An 18,747-nucleotide genomic window follows, 5' to 3' on the forward strand; every position below is an offset into this window, starting at 1 on the left:
CTAAAAAAGCAATAACTGATCTTGAGCGGTTTTAAGGTATTTACTTTGGCTTTCGGCTAAAATAAAGGCCTTGATCTGTGTACCTTGATAATCTTTCAGTTGATAGGGGCTATCTGCACAGGTAATAAAATGTTTGGCCCTGTTATAGGCGATGCCGATCTTTTTCAATTGATCTATCCGAAGCCTGCCAAACTTTCTGGCCTGAACAATTTTCTTCGCAGACATGATGCCAATACCGGGCACCCGTAAAATCATTTGATAGTCAGCCTTGTTAATATCTATTGGGAAATGTTGCATATTCCGGATGGCCCAGCTCAACTTCGGATCAATATCTACTTCCAGGTTGGGGTTTTCATCATTGAGGATTTCCTGTACCTGAAAACCGTAAAAGCGCATGAGCCAGTCAGTTTGATACAGCCTGTTTTCCCTTAACAATGGTGGTTGTGTTCCTAAAATTGGCATTCGGTTATCATTACTAATGGGAATATATCCCGAATAATATACCCGTTTAAGCGAATAATTTTTATAAAAAGCATTTGCAGTATACATAATGTCCTTATCACTTTCGGCTGTTGCGCCCACTACCATTTGCGTACTTTGGCCAGCTGGAACAAATTTGGGAACATGCTTAATCAACTTTTTATCTTCTCCAAACTGGACAATATTTTGCTGAACAAAAGCTAAGGGTTTGATCACATCAGCATGACTTTTTTCCGGTGCTAAGAGTTTTAAGCCTGCTTCGGTCGGCATCTCCAGGTTAATACTCATCCGGTCGGCATATAACCCCGCTTCTTTAATAAGTTCATCACTTGCACCGGGAATAGTTTTGAGATGAATATATCCGTTATATCGCTGTTCTAAACGAAGTTTTTTAACGATTAAAAGCAGACGCTCCATTGTAAAATCTGCATTTTTAAAAATTCCGGAACTGAGAAATAATCCTTCGATATAATTTCTACGATAGAAATTCATAGTGAGCTCTACAACTTCATCTACAGTAAAAGCCGCACGTTTTACATCGTTACTTTTTCTGGAGACACAAAAAGCACAATCGTAAATACAATGATTGGTCAAAAGGATTTTAAGAAGAGAAACGCAGCGACCATCTTCGGTATAGGTATGACAAATTCCTGAAGTATGAGAATTTCCTAAGCCTTTATTATCATTCTTTCTTGTCCCTCCACTCGAAGAACAAGAAACGTCGTACTTTGCTGCATCAGCAAGGATATTTAACTTTTCACGAATCCTGTCAAACATAATCAATCAGTTAGCTAACAAATATAGCTAAAAGACTAAAAATATTAGCAAAATGATTTAATGAATAACACTCTGAAAAGGAGTGGATGGCTTATTTGCCTTCCCATTCGTGATAAAACTGATCTAAGTATTGCAGCATAAATTGATGACGTTCTGCTGCAATTACTCTACCGCTCCCGGTGTTCATCATATCTTTTAGTTTTAATAATTTTTCGTAAAAGTGATTGATGGTTGGGGCTGTAGTATTTTTATAACTTTCCTTATCTAAGTTTTCTTGTGGCTTAATTTCAGGATCGTATAAAACCCTGTTTTTATACCCGCCGTAGGTAAAGGCTCTGGCAATTCCAATAGCTCCAATGGCATCGAGGCGGTCAGCATCCTGAACCACTTCCATCTCTTTGGAAGTAAATTTTGCGTTGTCAAAGCTGTTTTTAAATGACATGTGCTGGATGATTAGTTTAACCTGCTCAATAATAAGCTGATCTACAGCGATAGATTGTAAAAAATCCTCAGCTACTTTTGGTCCCAGTTCTTCATCACCACCGTTAAACTTTGGATCAGCAATATCATGTAATAGTGCAGCCAGTGCAACTATCAGGTAGTTTGCTTTTTCAGTGGAGTTAATGTTTAAGGCAGTTTTAAAAACACGTTCAATATGAAACCAGTCGTGGCCAGCTTCTGCATTCTTTAAAGTTTCCTTAACAAAATCTATAGTTTTAGAGATGATGATGTCCTGCATATTCTATTTTTTTCAAAGGTATTGGAAAAATAGAAAGGAGGAAAGAAATGATATCAACAGGCAAATACTATACTGCTTTTGCCTGTCTGGTTTCATCTTCAACGATAATTTTGATCAAATCATTATGATCCATTGTTAAAAAATGAGTAACTTCTACTTCTAGGATGGCCGCAATTTGAAATAACCGGTCAACAGTTAATTTGCTGTAGCCCAATTCAATTTTACTATACGCATTTTGGGAAATCTTTAGCTTAGCTGCAAGATAATCTTGAGTATAATCTCTGTATTCTCTAATTTTTCTAATATTTCCGGCGACGTTCTTCGTTTTTAAAGTCAATAGATCTTCCATACAAATTTTAGGTATTTTAACAACTTACGGTGGTATATACGATGATCAAATCAATTGAGTTTTCAATTTATTAAATTTTTTAATTGATTGTATATACTTAATTAAGTTATATGTTAAGCATTATAACAACTAAAACTGCTCAAATGTTTACTGTATTCTACTTGTTTATTAAATACCACCTGCTATTCAATGGTTCCATAGGTTAAAATTTGTAATTGCCTATGGTAACAATACCTTATGGGGATAGGAAGAATCACCCTGGGTAAAAGAAGGGGTAGGTTATTGCAATAAGATAAATATTATGGAGCGCGTTAATAAAGTTGTGCTTATTCTATAATTAAAGGGGCCCTTTTAGAACCATCATAAAGCTCGTATTCTAATAAACGGCAATCTAATTTTCCGTTATAGAATTCGATTTTCCTGGCGGCCTTAAGCCCTATTTTTTTAGCTAAATCAGGGTTACCGGTAAAAATGTAGCCCGAATAACCTTTACATTGCTGCTTCATGTAATCGCCCATGCGCTTATACGTAAGCTCTAGCTTGCTGTGAACGCCCAAACGTTCCCCGTACTCGGGATTGAAGACTACGGCACCTTTTCCACCTTCAGGAACAGGAGTTTGTTCAAAATCACAAACGTGAAAGTCAATAAGTGTATCTACACCCGCAGTTTTGGCATTTTTGCGGGTTACTTCAACTGCATCTTCAGATATATCGGAAGCAACAATTCTAAAATCGATATTTTTAACTACCTGATCTTTCAATAATCTTCTTTCAGCAAAAAAGACCTGTTCATCGTAACCGATGATGTGCATAAAGCCATAATTCATGCGGTAAAGGCCAGGTGCCCGATTGGTTGCAATTAGCGCTGCTTCGATGGCCAAGGTTCCTGAACCGCACATCGGATTAATGAAAGGCGATTTTTTATCCCATTGGGTAGCCAAAATTACACTTGCAGCTAATGCCTCTAACATAGGGGCTTTGCCCGGAATTTTGCGGTAGCCGTGCTTCGCCAATGTTTCGCCGGAAGTATCTATAAATACATCAGCATCAGCATCTTTCCAGTAAAGGTGAATAACTGCTTTGTTGGCATCTGATCCGGAATTGGGTCTTAAACCTTTTTTCTCTTTCATTCGGTCAACAATAGCATCCTTTACTTTAAGGTTGGCAAATAGCGGGGTAGTAATGTGCGGATTATCCACATTTGAAGTTACAGAGAAATAACCTGTAAAATCGATTAACTCTTCCCATTCAATTGCCTTAATCTCATTATAGAGATCATCAGGATTTTTTGCAGTAAAGCTTTTAATGGCATACAAAATCTGGCTTGCACAGCGTAAATTTAAGTTTAATCTGATGCATTCTGTTAGGGTGATATGGAGTTCAACCCCTGTTGAAAAAGCTCGCTCTATTGTATAGCCAAGTGCTTTAACTTCATCTTGAAGGTATGGAGAAAGGCGTTTATTGCAGGTAATGATTACCTTGCTTTTATTGTGGAAAACTTGCGTCATAATGTATGCGAAGTTATCAATAAAATTATTGAGATTTGATGTTTATAGTACAAGTTATGGAAATTAAAGGAAAAGTACACGAAGTAGGTGCAACTCAGCAAGTAAGTGAAACGTTTAAAAAACGTGATTTAATAGTAGAATACGCAGAAAATCCAACATACCCAGAATATATTCGTTTTGAGGCTTTACAAGATAAAACTGCTTTGTTAGATACATTTAAAGCGGGTGATGAGGTTGAGGTTTTCTTTAATTTACGTGGCCGTCCCTGGACAGATAAATCAGGAAAAACTTCATATTTCAATAGTTTGGTGATTTGGCGTATCAATGCTATTGCAGGAAATGCAGCAGCACCTGGCGCACCAGCTTATGCTGCTCCTGTTGATGTAAGCAGCGCACCAGGCGAGGATGATGATTTGCCTTTCTAAATAAAGAATCTTTTTTAAGCAAACAATTTTGAACCAATGCCGAGGCACCTGCCCCGGCATTTTTTGTTTCTAATGGCAGCATTATTCAACAGCTTGGCTTGGAACGACCAATCACTCCAAGCCTGGCAGGTAACTGTTTTGCTTCAGTCATCATTCACATGCAAACAAACACCATTAAGCCTTCATTCTCAGTACCATTACGTGTTAAAATATGTTAAAAAGCCGCTCAACAGCGCTCAAATAAGTAATTTTGAATTTGTAGCGCTACATTCATCTCACTCGTTTAAGCTACGAAGATCTGATTCATGAAGAAAAGAAGTTTTTGGTTAATCACTGTTTTAATGACAGTAGCGCTCCTTGGCGTGTTTGTAATGCAATTGTATTACATCAGGGAGGCTTATAGTCTAAAATCACAGCTTTTTGATGAACAGGTTAACCAAACTTTAAATACTGTCGTTAATAAAATCCAGCGTTTAAATGTTGCAGATCATATTAATAAAAGAGATGCCGAGAATAAGTTGCAGTATGAACAGGAACTTAGACAGCGTGAGCTTGACATAAAAGATCTGAAGCAACAATTTGTACAGGAGCAGGAAATCCGAAAAGGGGAGCAGCAGGTGCAGATTGAAAACTACCTCAATCAGCAAGATAGTTTAATTCGTGTATCTTATAGAAGAACACAGATTCTATCAGAAAACACTTTTAAGTCGCTATCAACACCAACAGCACGAATTGGAAAATCTTTATTGGATGTGCAGATGGATGCGCTGGTAGATGGAGATTTTAACCTTAAAGCTTACAGCATGCGCTCCAGATTGAGCTCTACTGATGTTAAAACCTTTAATTTCAGAACAGCGAGAACTTTACCAGATACCATCAGGTATTTGGGAGAAGATCCCATGACCGGTAAGCCGTTACTCATTGCACTGCCTAAACTTTCGGATGAACTGGTTTTAAAATTCAAAAGAGAGGATAAACTGGCAAAGCTGAAGTTTGATCAACAATTGAATGCTTTAAACAAAGGTATCCGGCCATACAATGGATCTAGTCTGCTACAGGATGTGGAAAAGGAAATGCGTGAAGTAAATATCCCCATCTATAAACGCGTTGATTTAAGTAATCTTGAACGATTATTAAAAAGAGAGTTTCTCAACCACAATATTGATCAGGTATATGATATGCAGGTGAAACTTGCCCGAAAAGACTCTGTACTTTATTTAATGGCAACTAGCGGGCAACCTAAATTTGAAGATGACAAAACATATAAAGTCCCCATCTTTAATAACGATATATTCCGTGATCCGGGAACTTTAATGGTAAGGTTTCCATATAAAAACTCAGCAATACTAACCAATTTAGGTGCTACACTGGCTTCTTCTGTAGGTTTATTACTGGTGTTGGTATTTATCTTTTCTTATACACTTTACGCGATACTGAAGCAAAAGAAGATCTCGGAAATGAAAACGGATTTCATCAACAACATGACGCATGAATTTAAAACACCGGTGGCCACCATTATGATTGCCAGTGAAGCTTTAAAAGATCCGGAAGTTACAGAAGATAAAGCGCGGTTAAAACGATTGGCGGGGATCATATACGATGAGAATGTTCGGCTGGGTAATCATATCGAGCGGGTGCTTAGTATTGCCAGGCTCGAAAAAAATGAGCTGAAAATGGAGAATGCTGAAGTGGATATGAACGATTTGATTTTAATCGTACTGGACAGCATGAGCTTACAGCTTCAGAAACGCAATGCTTTAATCAATGTTCATACTGAAGCTGAACAGGCCGTTATATTTGGAGATGAGCTACACCTTTCCAATGTGCTTTACAACCTGATAGATAACGCCAATAAATATAGTGCAGATACTCCTGAAATTACGATCTCTACCCGAAATACGCATAAACAGCTAATCATCGAAATTTCTGATAAAGGGATTGGAATGACTAAAGATCAGTCAAAGCGAATTTTTGATCAGTTTTACAGGGTACCAACAGGAAACTTACATGACGTAAAAGGCTTTGGTTTAGGCTTAAATTACGTACAGGATATTATTAAACAATTAAACGGCAGTATTAAAGTTAGCAGTGAAAAAGATAAAGGTACAACCTTCGAAATATCGCTACCTTTATAATACTTGAATACCTGTCGGTGAAAAACTAGGTTTTATCGATACAATTGAGTGGGCTGAGGTAATTTGGGTAAAATAGTGTTTGTTGAAAAAAATACTAATCGCAAATTAAACCCTTATGCATAGTCAGAATCAAATCTCAGGTATCGGTTATACCCCTTACGTGAACAAAATAAAAAAAATGAAAAAAATACTTCTGGTAGAGGACGATCCAAATTTGGGCTTATTGCTTCAAGATTATTTGCAATTGAAGGGTAAGTTTGATGTTACCTTATGTACCGATGGCGATGAGGGCTTGCGCAGTTTTAATAAACAGAACTTTGACCTTTGCATTCTGGATGTTATGATGCCTAAAAAGGATGGATTTACGCTAGGAAAAGACATTAGGAAGGTAAATTCCCATATCCCAATCATTTTTGCTACAGCGAAGACCATGCTTGAAGATAAATCTGCCGCTTATGATTTAGGCGGAGATGACTACATCACGAAACCTTTCCGCATAGAAGAGCTATTGTTACGCATTAATGCTATGTTTAAACGCATGGCTAATCGCGGCACGCAAAACGAAGAAGAGGCTGAAACACAATTTGCAATCGGGAAGTATATTTTTGATTACACCACGCAGATTATTTCAGCAGGGGAGGAAACCCAAAAACTTTCTACTAAAGAAGCAGAGCTCTTACGTTTGCTTTGCCTGAAAAAAAATACTGTACTTACAAGAGAAGAGGCGCTTTTAAGTATATGGCACGACGACAATTACTTTAACGGAAGGAGCATGGACGTGTTTTTAAGCAAACTGCGCAAATACCTTAAAGGCGATCCAAGTGTAGAAATTATTAACGTACATGGAAAGGGCTACAAGCTTTTAGTAAGCTAATTAGAGGTATAAGTTTTCCTTAATCGCAGGGATGATGTTTCTTTCCTGCGCCAATGTAAATAGGGTGTCAATTGCTTTGCGTCCTTCTGCACCAAGATTAATGCTATATTGGTTTACATACAGCTCAATATGCTTATACATTACCGATTCTTCCATGGCTTGTGCATGTTCCTTTATAAATTCAATTCCAGATTTTGGATGCGCAAAGGCATACTCCACCGATTGGCGGATGAGGCGGTTAATCTTAAGTTGAACAGCTCTCTCTAATTTTCTGTTGATTACAATCCCACCAAGCGGGATGGCACAGCCGGTTTGTTTTTCCCAATAATCGCCCAGATCAACAATTTTAGTCAGCCCTTTATCCTGATAGGTGAAACGGTTTTCATGAATAATTAATCCAAGGTCAATTTCATCATTTAATAAGGCATTTTCGATTTCAGAAAATACCATTTCCTGCTTGTTTTGCAGTTCAGGATAAGCTATGCCAAGTAAGAAATTGGCTGTAGTATATTTTCCGGGAATACCAATTTTAAGGTTATGGTTTTCTTTTTTCAGCGCTGCCTGCAGTGTTTCGGAGGTGTATTTTTTACTAATCAGCAATGGCCCTACCCCAAACCCTAGTGCGCTACCTGCGTCTGAAAGTGCATATTGATTTGCTACATAGGCAAAAGCATGGAAGCTCAGTTTAGTTATGTCCAACTCTGCCCTGAGCGCTTTTTGGTTTAATGTTTCTACATCATCAAAAACAACTTCAAATTCCAGCCCCTCAGTATCGATCTTATGGTGGATCAATGCATCAAAAATAAAGGTGTCGTTGGGGCAAGGAGAAAAACCTAATGTAAGCTTCATGCGTCAAAAATAGGAACTCGGTTAAATTACTTCGTCATAATCAGTTCATTTCTCCTATAAAAGAGATGGCCCAATCGTTTAAATTCTGGATGGCCAGCCCCATTTTCCAGTTATCCTTATTACGGGGCTCTACATAATTAGATATACTCCTGATTTGGAGGCATTCTATGTTTTGTTGCTTACAAGCGTAAAACACAGCCGCTCCCTCCATGCTTTCGGTTGTTGGATTGAGGCGTTTAACCAGGTTTTTAATGCTTTTTTCGCTTCCGCTTACACGATTAACCGTTATGCCCTTAACTTCTAACAAACCTGTTTTTTGCTTGCTTTTTGCTTTATAACTGTTTTCTCCAAATCCAAGATCATTTATGGTTAAAAATTCATCTCCGTTTTCTGCCCCCAGTTCAGCAAAGGTATCCTCTGTAACATTAACCAGATTTCCTAAGGGTATAGTGCGATCAAAACATCCTGCAATTCCGAGGTTGATTACCAATGTATACCGGGTAGAAAGGTGTTTTCCAAGAGCAAAGGCGGTAGCTACCATGCCTACACCAGTAATGAGTACGTCGAAATTTTTACTCTCTGTAAAATCACCCTCATTGAGATTAAAGTGCTGGTAAAAAAAGCTCAACTCGGCTTTGGTTGCGGCAACAATTAATGTTTTCATGGTTTAAAGGTACAGAAATGCATTTATTGATATTCAAACCATCATCCATTTTACATCTTCTACAATAATAATGAGTGCTTACGCACGAATGCTTATATTTGTATTTTATTTTATAATAATGATTTATATAACGAGAAAAGCATCGTTCAATGCAGCACATAAGTTATCTCGCACCGATTGGGATGAGGAGCAAAACACTGCTGTATATGGTAAATGCGCAAATCCTAACTGGCATGGTCATAACTATTGGCTATATGTTACCGTTAAGGGAGAAGTAAATCCGGAAACGGGATTCTTAGTAGACCTGAAATGGTTAAAAGATGTGATGAATACTTATGTTGTTGACAAAGTAGATCATAGAAACCTTAATCTTGATGTTGATTTTATGAAAGGTAAGCTGGCTTCAACAGAGAATTTAGCTATCGAAATCTGGAATCAATTACTAGCTCCAATTGCAGAAAGCGGCGCAACACTACATTCGGTTAAAATTTATGAAACCGAAAATAATTATGTTGAATATTTTGGTTAATCCAGTCCGCAAAACACAGCTTATATTTGAATGGAAAATAAAGACGTTTTAAGAGAAGAATCGATAGACGGTTATGTGAAAATAGACCGCTACAATGATTTGAAGATATCTGCTGTAGCAGATCATTACAAAGATATATTAGGGCAACTTGGCGAAAACCCTGAGCGCGAGGGCTTGTTGAAAACACCTGAACGCGTGGCAAAAGCCTTGCAATACCTCACCCATGGATATGATTTAAAACCGGATGAGATATTAAAAGGGGCAATGTTCGAGGAAGATTACAGCCAAATGGTTGTGGTTAAGGATATAGAAGTGTATTCTATGTGTGAGCATCATATGCTTCCTTTTTTTGGTAAAGCTCATATTGCCTATATTCCAAACGGTCATATTGTAGGCTTAAGTAAAATTCCACGCGTGGTAGATGCTTTTGCGCGCCGATTACAAGTACAGGAACGTTTAACGAACGAAATCAGAGATTGTATCCAAAATACTTTAAATCCGCAGGGGGTAGCAGTTGTAATGGAATGCCGTCACCTTTGTATGGCCATGCGTGGTGTACAAAAGCAAAATTCAGTAACCACTACTTCTGCGTTTACAGGTAGCTTTTTGAGTAATGATAAAACAAGAGCTGAATTTTTAAGGCTGATTACAGCAAGTTTAGATTAATAACAACCAAACTGAATATCAGGATAAGGATATAAAAGTTAATTCTTTATCTTGATACTCTAATCAAATTATAATGAGAGCATATATTTTTCCTGGACAGGGAGCGCAATTTGTAGGCATGGGTAAAGACCTTTATGAGAACCCATTAGCGAAAGAACTTTTTGAAAAAGCGAATGAAATCATTGGTTTCCGCATTAGTGATATCATGTTTGCCGGAACAGATGAAGAATTAAAGCAAACAAATGTAACCCAACCCGCAATTTTCTTACATTCAGTAATTACTGCAAAAGTTTTAGGCGATAGCTTTGTGCCTGATATGGTAGCGGGGCATTCATTAGGTGAGTTTTCAGCTTTAGTGGCTGCAAATGCTTTAAGCTTTGAAGATGGATTAAAATTGGTCATTGCTCGCGCTAATGCGATGCAGAAAGCATGTGAAGCGCAACCTTCAACCATGGCCGCAATTTTAGGTCTGGCAGATGAGGTTGTGGAACAAATTTGTTCTACTATCGATGCAGTGGTTGTTCCGGCAAATTATAACTGCCCGGGGCAATTGGTTATTTCAGGAAGCATAGAAGGAATTGATGAAGCCTGTGCGAGGTTAACCGAAGCAGGTGCAAAAAGAGCATTAAAATTAAACGTTGGTGGTGCATTCCACTCGCCATTAATGGAGCCGGCAAAAATTGAATTGCAGGCTGCAATAGAAAATACTGCAATAGCTGCACCTATCTGTCCGGTGTATCAGAACGTAGACGCAAAGCCATATACCGAGCCAGCTCAAATTAAAGAAAATTTAATCAAACAATTAACCGGGGCTGTACGTTGGACTCAAACAGTAGAGCACATGTTAGCTGATGGCGCTACTGAATTTGTTGAAGTAGGACCAGGTAATGTTTTACAGGGATTGGTTAAAAAAGTAAGCCGCGAAGTGCAAACCAGCAGTGCAGCAGTTGCCTGATCAGCCATCTAACCTAAAATAATTTCAACGCCATGAACATTGCTGTTTATGGCGTTATTTTTTATCAATAATTAATATCTTTATCAAAATCGATGAAATTGAGCTTTGGTGTAAAAATAAGGTTCCTCTTACTTATATTGGGTTGCTGCTTAATGGTAACTTCAGTTTCTTTAAGTCGATTTACCACCAGGAGCCAGCTATTGGAGCACAGTGGGCAGGAAATTCAAGATAATTTATTAGCCAAAGAAAAAATTGTCAGTGATTTTCTTTCTGATAAAGATCAGGTAGAGCTGGCTAAGAACTTCCATTTACAGCCTAACAGTGTCATTAACTTTCTTGATACGTATCGTAGAATAAGTGGAATAAACATTTTAACCTATCAAAATAATATTCTCAAATTTTGGAGTACAACCAGGGTTACCGATATAGATCCGTCTGCTATAAAAATGGGAACCTCTGTTTTGTTTTTTTCCAATGGCTGGTATGAGGTGATTCGGAGTAAACAAGGTGATTTTGATTTTATTTTTCTCATTCTCATTCAGTCTCAATACCCATTTAAAGAAACGCAGTATTTTAAGAATGATATTGATCCGCAATTATCTAAAACGAAGGCGCTAACCTTAGCGTCATTTACAGATAAGGATGTGTATACCATTAAAAGCCTGGATAACAGATTTTTGTTTGGGTTAAAAGTAAAACCAGGTTATGTAGAGAACTTTTCTTCAGGAACACAGCTCTGGATGTTTGTTGCAGGTATGCTCTGTATCTGCATGTTTTTCAATTCATTGAGTTCGTACATTGCCCGACGCGGATATCTGGCCTGGGCTACTTTTTTGCTCTTCGCATTCTTCTTTATTTTTCGCTATTCTGATTTGCATTACGGGTGGTTTTCTAATCGGTTTGCTGTTGATTTGTTTGATCCAAGATTATATGCTGAAAGCTTTTTGCTTCCTTCGCTTGGCGGTTTCTTACTAAATGTTATTGCGGTAACCTGGTTGCTGCTATTCATTTATAACCATAAAGCGCAGTATCGATTTCCAGGGTGGGTTACGGAAAATAAAGTGATCGGACTCGTTATCCATATCGCATTACTGTTAATTATTGGCCAGATTACCCTGTGGGCAGACGACGCCTTTTTCGGGTTAATCTATAATTCAAAAATTAATTTTGATATCATCAATATTCTGAAACTTAGCGGATCGAGCTGGGTGAGTATTGTTATCCTTTGTCTGGTTTGGTTTCAGATTTACCTCATCATAGTAATTTCAACTGAAGTAACCAAACAACTGAATGTTAACAATAATGAAAGGCTGACAATTTTTTTGTTGGGTTTTTTAAGCGTTTTTATATATAAGCTGAGTACTGATTTTACGGCTTTCTTTATTGTTTTTGCCCTTGTTTTCTTTATTGTAACGAGAGCAGCATATATAGAAAACAAAAAATTTTCTATAGGTCTTTTTGCAATCGTGTTTTTTTGTTTAGCTTTTAATACTTCTATAAAATATATCAAGTATAAGGATATTACAGAAAGAAGCTGGAGAGAGCCAATGGCCCGAAAGGTTCAATCTTCTGAAGATCCAAATGCGGTACTGGCCCTTGGTTCATTGGAAAAACAATTGTTGAGGGATGAATTTCTACTTCGTTTTTTTAGTCAGGATGAGAGTTCTAATTATCAGGTACTGAAAAATCACATTAAAAATTATTTAGATGGCTATCTCAGCAGATACGATTATCAAATTTACACCTATAATACCTTGGGCGAACCAACAAACAAGCAGGAAACCCAGGCCCTTAATAAGTATAAAAGCCTGGTTCAGTCTGGTTCTGTTAAAATTGATAGTTCCAATTATTTTTATCAGGTAAATAATACCTTCGGTTATCAGGATTATTTTGGTATTGTACCAATGGTTGATAAAGGAAGCTTGCTGGGCACGCTGGTTATCGAACTGCGTTCAAAACCCTACAATTATAACAATCGCCTTCCAGATTTACTTGGCGACCATAAAATGATGAAAGATGAGGACTTTAGAGGATATTCTATCGCCTTATACAGTAATAACGTTTTGCTTAATCAATCCGGAAATTATACCTATCCGTTAACGGGGAACATTTTTAAAGGTAAAAAGGATGATTTTGTGATTTATAATGATGAAAAAGTAGACTACAGCCATTTGATTTATAAGCCTAGTGATAGTAAAATGGTGGTGATCAGCAAAGAAAAGGTTGATTATGTAGAACGACTTGCTGCGCTATCTTTCTTCTTTTTGGTGTTTATTATTTTCTCACTGATTCTTTTTGGCTTGGTGTGGTTGGTTAAGAACCTCGATGATGATAAGGTGGGTTGGTTCAGTATAAACCGATCACTAATGATCAATGCGAATAAAATATTATATAAAACGCGTATCCAGGTTTCCATTGTGCTGTCTGTAGTTGCCACTTTAATTATTGTAGGCTGGGTAACCTATTATTACATGAACAATGAATACAGGGGGCAGCAGGATACGTTTTTAAAGGATAAAATAAGAAAGGTGCAGCAGAACTTTGAAAAGCAAATTTTTAGCCATGGCATTATTACCAATGATGAAAATGCGATTGCAGATTTTAACAATTTTGCTGATATCAATAATGCTGATTTAAACCTCTACGATATCAATGGAAATTTAATTATGACTACTTATCCAAAGTTATATAATTTCAAAATTATTGGGAGAAAGATGGGGCCATTGGCTTATACCTATCTTAATAAACTGCATCGATCAGAGTATATCAATAATGACGAGAAAATAGGTACTTTAACTTATGCAGCGGCATATGCACCCATTCGGAATGCACAAAACAGGACAATTGCTTATATAGGTTTACCAAATTATTCTAATGAAGAAGAGTATACAGATAAAATAGCACTCTTTGTAAGTAACCTGATTAATATTTATGCATTGGTTTTTGTAGCCATTGGAGTTTTAGCTGTGTTTTTAGCTAATCAGATTACTAATCCTTTAACTTTTATCCAGGAGAGCATTAGCCGTACTAAAATAGGGCAAAGGAATGAACCGATTGTGTGGCGCAGGCATGATGAGATTGGTTCGTTAATTAAAGAATATAATAGTATGATTGCCGCATTGGAGGAAAGTGCAAGAAAATTAGCGCGATCGGAAAGGGAGAGCGCCTGGAGGGAGATGGCAAAACAGGTAGCACACGAAATTAAAAACCCTTTAACCCCACTAAAATTAGGGGTACAGTTGTTAGAAAAATCGTGGAAGGAGAAAGACCCAAACTTTGAAAACAAGTTTAATAAATTCAGTAAATCCTTTATTGAGCAGATCGAAAGTCTTTCTAAAATTGCATCAGAGTTTTCAAACTTTGCCCGCATGCCCGATACCAACCTGGAAAAACTTTCTGTGTTACCAATTCTTGCGCAAGCCCGGGAGGTATTTAAAAGTACCTCTAATGTAGAGATCAACATCTCGGATAAAACTGATGGCAATACTCTGGTAATGGCGGATCATGATCAGCTTTTGAGAACGTTTAATAACCTGTTTAAAAATGCCATCGAAGCCATAGACGATGATGCACTTTGCTGTATCAACGCCGTATTATATAATGATAGGAGCCATGTTTACGTCGAGATAAAGGATAATGGTAAGGGAATACCAGCAGATTTTCATGATAAGATATTTGTTCCTAATTTTACAACCAAAACATCGGGAACCGGCCTTGGTTTAGCATTTGTGAAGCAGGCTACAGAAAATGCAGGAGGCTCAGTTAGTTTTACTTCGGTATCTGGAGTCGGAACTACGTTTTTCCTCAGTTTTCCTTTAATTTAAGACAAGTGCAGGTTTTTTTGAGTAAGAAATTACCTCAAATCGATTTGAGCCTTACCCATTGTACTGCCGTCGGTATATAAGATAACGGTATAAATGCCTTTAATGAAAGGCTTTGGGTTAGTCCAGTCTATGGTATAGGTAGAGTCATCGTTGTTGTAATCGATGAAAATAGAGTGACTATATTGCATGTCCTGTCCATCGGCTTCGAAGCGATTACTATCTTCAGCTAAGAGGTTTCCTGCCGGATCAAAAACACGTAAATAAATATTATGGTGGCCTTTTTCAGCCAATTCATTAGGAACAATATTAAAGCGTACGCTTAATTTTTCTGCGGTAGATGAACGGGTTACCTCTACCTTTTTGCCGCTGGATTTAGTTCTGAAGGCAATTATTTCTGCTGTCTGAACTTTTAAAGCTGCTGCTGTTTTTACTTTAGCATTTAAAGCAGTGTTTTCAGTTTCCAGATTTGAAGCCTTATTTCCCATATTCCTGATGGCATTTTCAAGGCTATCTCTGCTGTTTTTTAGAAAAATATTATCCTTTTGCAACTGGATAATCTGGTCGTTGTAGTTTTTAACGAAAGTTTTAAGCTCATTAATCTGGGCATTAGCTTTGTCCAGTTCTCCTTGAGTGATCTGTCCTTTTTCTAAAGCCACCTTTAATTCAGCAATTTTTTCTCTTGCCAGCTTTTGCTCTTCAACAAGTTTGTCGTTAAGGTCCAGGTTAAGTGCGTTAACTTTATCCAGCTCAACTTCAATTTTTTCAACCTCTAAGCGTAATTTATCCTTCTCAGTACTGACGGTTACAAATCTTTCGCTCTGTTGTCGGTCTTTAAAAAACAAGTAGGCATTGGTTCCAATAAGGGCAGCAATAACAATAATTAAAAAATAAATTTTGTTTCTATCACCCTTGTTAATCTTCTGTGGTTCCATTTTTTATTTAAGCTGTATCTTCTCCAATTAATATATCTTGAATTTCCATAGGTAAATGGTTATACAGTAATTTTAAAATAGGGCGCAAATTAAAATTTTTATTAAACTTATATGAGTTTTTAAAAAAAATCGTTTACTTGCTAATGTTCATGGGGTTAAATACTGCTTGAGCACAAACACACAAATTGAATAAAAAACAAGACATTATAATGTTCAAAAACTTCGTATACGCACTTTTATCTTTAATTGTTCTACCGTATATCTTAAATGCACAACCTTTATCAAAAATTGCACCAAAAAGAGAGTTTCGGGGGGTATGGGTTGCAACAGTAACCAATATTGATTGGCCATCAAGGCCAGGTCTCTCTATAGACCAGCAAAAACAAGAACTTATTGGGATATTAGAGCGTCATAAAAGCCAGGGCATGAATGCAATTATTTTACAGGTTAGGCCTGCTGCTGATGCATTTTATGCTAAATCCAGAGAGCCCTGGAGCCAATGGTTAATGGGGAGGCAGGGCTTATCTCCGGCTCCGGGCTACGACCCATTGGCTTTCGCCATTAAAGAAGCTCATTTTAGAGGAATGGAGCTTCATGCCTGGTTTAATCCATATCGGGCAAGCATGGGCAGTTCTGCAGCGCTTAGTGAAAACCATGCTTATAGAAAACATCCAGATTGGTTTTTTACCTATGGCGGTAAGAAGCAGTTTGATCCGGGGATTCCTGATGTAAGGGCGTATATCGTTCAGGTTATTTTAGATGTAGTTAAGGGATATGATGTAGATGGCATTCACTTCGATGATTATTTTTATCCCTATCCAATTGAAGGGCAACGGATAGACGATGGTAATACTTTCTATAAGAACCCGAATAATTTCTCTGATATTAAAGACTGGAGGCGTAATAATGTTGATCTTTTGATTAAAACACTTACAGATAGTATACATCATTATAAAAAATGGGTAAAGTTCGGAATCAGTCCTTTTGGTATCTGGCGTAATAAATATGAAGATCCGGAAGGTTCTGCTACCAGTGGTTTATCCAATTATGCCGAGCTATATGCCGATAGCCGCAAATGGGTAAAAGAGGGCTGGGTAGATTACATTAACCCTCAAATTTATTTTACGTTTACCAGACGGGTTGCGCCTTATGGCACTCTAGTAGATTGGTGGAGTAACAACAATTATGGCAGGCATGTGTATATTGGTCAGGCGGCATATCTGGTAAACTCCAGAGCGGAGGCTGCCTGGAAAAATTCATCAGAAATACCCAATCAAATCCGATACCTAAGAAGTAACAACCGCATTCAGGGGAGCGTATTTTTTTCGTCCAAATCAATGATGACCGTGGCAAGGGCTGTTGGAGATAGTTTAAAAAACGACCTTTATAAATATCAGGCCCTACCTCCGCAGATGCCCTGGTTAGATGATGTTTCTCCTAACCAACCCCAGGCTTTAACTGCAGATGCTTTAAAAGATGGTGTACATTTGAAGTGGCAACAACCTCTGAAAGCAAGTGATGGGGAAACAGCATCCGGTTACGTCATTTATCGCTTTACTGAGGGCGAGAAAATCTCAGTACTCGATCCTAAAAATATCCTTAAAATTAGTTTTGAAGATTATGTTTCATTTATTGATACTTCTGCAGAAAGCGGAAAGCGCTATAGTTATTTGGTAACGGCTTTAGACAGACTTAAGAACGAAAGTGAACCCAGTGGGCCAGTAGGGGTAGAAGTGCCGCTTGCAAAGGAGTAGGGCTTTTTAGTATCAAGATTAAGAGAATCAGGTATCAAGAGGGATTACTTAAAACACAGCGGGGTAAACTTTTTGCCAAAAAATCTGTAACATAATTAATCCTTAGGCGTTTAATGATAAACGAATAAAATGGACAAATTGAACCGTTTCTTTTGGTTTTGCTCTGGCGCTCATATTCCTACTTTAGAAAAGTACCCAAGCGAACAGAATAAATATACAGGTATTGGCGCCACAATTTTCTTTACAGGGCTATTTGCGGCCTTATCTGGTGGTTATGCAATGTATTTCGTATTTAAGGGTGATGATTTAGCCGTTATTTTTGCGATTATTTTCGGTTTCTTGTGGGGAGCGGCGATTTTTAATATGGATCGTTATATTGTTTCGAGTATTAATAAGAGCGCAACAACGAATAAGCAGCTTTTGCAGGCAACCCCCCGAATTTTACTGGCCATTATGATTGGTATTGTAATTTCAAGACCAATAGAATTGAAAATTTTCGATAAAGAAATTAAAGAACGCTTAAAGGTAAGTTACCTGAATGGCCAACGTTCTAAAATTGATACCCTGAATAAAGCTTTTGAAAAGAAGTATCAGGTAGAATTTGGCCGACTTAACCAACAAAAGGCTACCCGAGACTCACTTGAAAAGGGCATCAAATCCGATCGCCAAAAACTAAACTTCGAGATTTTTGGTAATAAAACAACCGAAACCTCTGGAGTAATGGGCTATGGTCCTTACGCTAAGCGGAAAGAAGCAGAAATTAAACAGCGTGAATCAGAATTGGATAGCCTAAAGGCCAATATTAATAAATCAGAATCTTTTATAGATAAGCGCAAAGAATTTGATGGTCTTTTCACCGAAAAGCTCTATACAGCCAGGCAATTAGATAGCTTAGCCAATATTGCTGGCTTTGCCGACCGCAATTGGGCTTTGGGACAACTAAAGTTTAATGCTGATGGTTCAAGAGATAATAATACAGCCCTTGCGGTTATGTTTATTGGCTTACTTTTTATTTTCTTTGAATGTTTACCTGTTTTTGTGAAGTTGATGAGCGCCAGGGGCCCTTATGATTTTGCTACAGCAGATGGGGATGAGGTGGCTATATATCAATCGAAGAAAGATAAGGACTTTCATTTGGAGGTAGCAGACAACATTCACGAAACACGGGTTGAGTCAGAATCTTCGAAAAGGAAAGAAATTATTAAAGGGAAAGCCTATCGTGATCTTGAACGCCACGATTGGGATAGCTAATTGAAAAGTAAAACCTACTTTGCTTGTTCCACAACT

Annotated in this window: 16 protein-coding genes; 9 read left to right on the forward strand and 7 right to left on the reverse strand. The window is 37.6% G+C overall.

Annotated features, from left to right (window positions below; genetic code table 11):
* The 4 genes from ACQY77_RS13050 to ACQY77_RS13065 all read right to left on the reverse strand — a co-directional run bounded on the left by ACQY77_RS13050 (window position 1) and on the right by ACQY77_RS13065 (window position 3,853).
* On the reverse strand, window positions 1-1,257 hold the full coding sequence (locus tag ACQY77_RS13050) for a putative DNA modification/repair radical SAM protein (RefSeq protein WP_421941712.1): 1,257 nt from the start codon (window positions 1,255-1,257) through the stop codon (window positions 1-3).
* A gap of 91 nt (window positions 1,258-1,348) precedes the next feature.
* Window positions 1,349-1,996 (reverse strand): HD domain-containing protein, encoded by a 648-nt coding sequence (locus ACQY77_RS13055; RefSeq protein ID WP_421941711.1) that lies wholly within the window; start codon window positions 1,994-1,996, stop codon window positions 1,349-1,351.
* A gap of 67 nt (window positions 1,997-2,063) precedes the next feature.
* Complete coding sequence (locus ACQY77_RS13060) at window positions 2,064-2,345, reverse strand: helix-turn-helix domain-containing protein (protein ID WP_421941710.1); 282 nt, start codon at window positions 2,343-2,345, stop codon at window positions 2,064-2,066.
* Window positions 2,346-2,671: 326 nt separating this feature from the next.
* Complete coding sequence (locus ACQY77_RS13065; protein ID WP_421941709.1) at window positions 2,672-3,853, reverse strand: THUMP domain-containing class I SAM-dependent RNA methyltransferase; 1,182 nt, start codon at window positions 3,851-3,853, stop codon at window positions 2,672-2,674.
* Window positions 3,854-3,909: 56 nt separating this feature from the next.
* On the opposite strand from ACQY77_RS13065, the gene ACQY77_RS13070 reads away from it, so the two are divergent.
* The 3 genes from ACQY77_RS13070 (at window position 3,910) to ACQY77_RS13080 (ending at window position 7,287) form a co-directional block, all read left to right on the forward strand.
* Window positions 3,910-4,278 (forward strand): DUF3127 domain-containing protein, encoded by a 369-nt coding sequence (locus ACQY77_RS13070; RefSeq protein ID WP_421941708.1) that lies wholly within the window; start codon window positions 3,910-3,912, stop codon window positions 4,276-4,278.
* Window positions 4,279-4,619: 341 nt separating this feature from the next.
* Window positions 4,620-6,413 carry a sensor histidine kinase gene (locus ACQY77_RS13075; protein ID WP_421941707.1) on the forward strand — a complete coding sequence of 598 codons (1,794 nt, stop codon included), beginning with the start codon at window positions 4,620-4,622 and terminating at the stop codon, window positions 6,411-6,413.
* Window positions 6,414-6,591: 178 nt separating this feature from the next.
* The gene (locus ACQY77_RS13080; protein WP_421941706.1) at window positions 6,592-7,287 is read left to right on the forward strand and encodes a response regulator transcription factor; all 696 of its coding nucleotides are present in this window, start codon (window positions 6,592-6,594) and stop codon (window positions 7,285-7,287) included.
* Here the strand turns inward: ACQY77_RS13080 and ACQY77_RS13085 are convergent, their stop codons facing one another.
* Both ACQY77_RS13085 and mqnB read right to left on the reverse strand, forming a co-directional pair.
* Window positions 7,288-8,136 (reverse strand): menaquinone biosynthesis family protein, encoded by an 849-nt coding sequence (locus tag ACQY77_RS13085; RefSeq protein ID WP_421941705.1) that lies wholly within the window; start codon window positions 8,134-8,136, stop codon window positions 7,288-7,290.
* A gap of 40 nt (window positions 8,137-8,176) precedes the next feature.
* The gene (gene mqnB / locus ACQY77_RS13090) at window positions 8,177-8,800 is read right to left on the reverse strand and encodes a futalosine hydrolase (RefSeq protein WP_421941704.1); all 624 of its coding nucleotides are present in this window, start codon (window positions 8,798-8,800) and stop codon (window positions 8,177-8,179) included.
* Window positions 8,801-8,918: 118 nt separating this feature from the next.
* Between mqnB and ACQY77_RS13095 the strand changes: the two genes are divergently transcribed.
* The 4 genes from ACQY77_RS13095 to ACQY77_RS13110 all read left to right on the forward strand — a co-directional run bounded on the left by ACQY77_RS13095 (window position 8,919) and on the right by ACQY77_RS13110 (window position 14,774).
* On the forward strand, window positions 8,919-9,329 hold the full coding sequence (locus ACQY77_RS13095) for a 6-pyruvoyl trahydropterin synthase family protein (RefSeq protein ID WP_421941703.1): 411 nt from the start codon (window positions 8,919-8,921) through the stop codon (window positions 9,327-9,329).
* A gap of 30 nt (window positions 9,330-9,359) precedes the next feature.
* Window positions 9,360-9,995, forward strand: coding sequence for a GTP cyclohydrolase I FolE (folE, locus tag ACQY77_RS13100; RefSeq protein WP_421941702.1), 636 nt, complete (start codon window positions 9,360-9,362; stop codon window positions 9,993-9,995).
* 73 nt (window positions 9,996-10,068) lie between these two features.
* Window positions 10,069-10,950, forward strand: coding sequence for an ACP S-malonyltransferase (fabD, locus tag ACQY77_RS13105; protein WP_421941701.1), 882 nt, complete (start codon window positions 10,069-10,071; stop codon window positions 10,948-10,950).
* Window positions 10,951-11,102: 152 nt separating this feature from the next.
* Window positions 11,103-14,774 (forward strand): ATP-binding protein, encoded by a 3,672-nt coding sequence (locus ACQY77_RS13110; RefSeq protein ID WP_421941700.1) that lies wholly within the window; start codon window positions 11,103-11,105, stop codon window positions 14,772-14,774.
* A gap of 29 nt (window positions 14,775-14,803) precedes the next feature.
* On the opposite strand, the gene ACQY77_RS13115 is transcribed toward ACQY77_RS13110, so the two are convergent.
* The gene (locus ACQY77_RS13115; RefSeq protein WP_421941699.1) at window positions 14,804-15,706 is read right to left on the reverse strand and encodes a hypothetical protein; all 903 of its coding nucleotides are present in this window, start codon (window positions 15,704-15,706) and stop codon (window positions 14,804-14,806) included.
* A 209-nt stretch (window positions 15,707-15,915) separates the two neighbouring features.
* Between ACQY77_RS13115 and ACQY77_RS13120 the strand changes: the two genes are divergently transcribed.
* Both ACQY77_RS13120 and ACQY77_RS13125 read left to right on the forward strand, forming a co-directional pair.
* Complete coding sequence (locus ACQY77_RS13120; protein ID WP_421941698.1) at window positions 15,916-17,460, forward strand: glycoside hydrolase family 10 protein; 1,545 nt, start codon at window positions 15,916-15,918, stop codon at window positions 17,458-17,460.
* 129 nt (window positions 17,461-17,589) lie between these two features.
* Window positions 17,590-18,711: a DUF4407 domain-containing protein gene (locus ACQY77_RS13125; protein WP_421941697.1), complete on the forward strand. Its 1,122-nt coding sequence runs from the start codon at window positions 17,590-17,592 to the stop codon at window positions 18,709-18,711.
* Window positions 18,712-18,747 lie beyond the last annotated feature (36 nt).

It is taken from the genome of Pedobacter sp. (assembly GCF_965279535.1).
Classification (GTDB): domain Bacteria; phylum Bacteroidota; class Bacteroidia; order Sphingobacteriales; family Sphingobacteriaceae; genus Pedobacter.

Bases quoted from the DNA above. Each gene is read 5' to 3' on its own strand.
- ACQY77_RS13050 (WP_421941712.1), bottom strand. From the start codon at position 1,257: ATGTTTGACAGGATTCGTGAAAAGTTAAATATCCTTGCTGATGCAGCA.
- ACQY77_RS13055 (WP_421941711.1), bottom strand. From the start codon at position 1,996: ATGCAGGACATCATCATCTCTAAAACTATAGATTTTGTTAAGGAAACT.
- ACQY77_RS13060 (WP_421941710.1), bottom strand. From the start codon at position 2,345: ATGGAAGATCTATTGACTTTAAAAACGAAGAACGTCGCCGGAAATATT.
- ACQY77_RS13065 (WP_421941709.1), bottom strand. From the start codon at position 3,853: ATGACGCAAGTTTTCCACAATAAAAGCAAGGTAATCATTACCTGCAAT.
- ACQY77_RS13070 (WP_421941708.1), top strand. From the start codon at position 3,910: ATGGAAATTAAAGGAAAAGTACACGAAGTAGGTGCAACTCAGCAAGTA.
- ACQY77_RS13075 (WP_421941707.1), top strand. From the start codon at position 4,620: ATGACAGTAGCGCTCCTTGGCGTGTTTGTAATGCAATTGTATTACATC.
- ACQY77_RS13080 (WP_421941706.1), top strand. From the start codon at position 6,592: ATGAAAAAAATACTTCTGGTAGAGGACGATCCAAATTTGGGCTTATTG.
- ACQY77_RS13085 (WP_421941705.1), bottom strand. From the start codon at position 8,136: ATGAAGCTTACATTAGGTTTTTCTCCTTGCCCCAACGACACCTTTATT.
- mqnB (WP_421941704.1), bottom strand. From the start codon at position 8,800: ATGAAAACATTAATTGTTGCCGCAACCAAAGCCGAGTTGAGCTTTTTT.
- ACQY77_RS13095 (WP_421941703.1), top strand. From the start codon at position 8,919: ATGATTTATATAACGAGAAAAGCATCGTTCAATGCAGCACATAAGTTA.
- folE (WP_421941702.1), top strand. From the start codon at position 9,360: ATGGAAAATAAAGACGTTTTAAGAGAAGAATCGATAGACGGTTATGTG.
- fabD (WP_421941701.1), top strand. From the start codon at position 10,069: ATGAGAGCATATATTTTTCCTGGACAGGGAGCGCAATTTGTAGGCATG.
- ACQY77_RS13110 (WP_421941700.1), top strand. From the start codon at position 11,103: ATGGTAACTTCAGTTTCTTTAAGTCGATTTACCACCAGGAGCCAGCTA.
- ACQY77_RS13115 (WP_421941699.1), bottom strand. From the start codon at position 15,706: ATGGAACCACAGAAGATTAACAAGGGTGATAGAAACAAAATTTATTTT.
- ACQY77_RS13120 (WP_421941698.1), top strand. From the start codon at position 15,916: ATGTTCAAAAACTTCGTATACGCACTTTTATCTTTAATTGTTCTACCG.
- ACQY77_RS13125 (WP_421941697.1), top strand. From the start codon at position 17,590: ATGGACAAATTGAACCGTTTCTTTTGGTTTTGCTCTGGCGCTCATATT.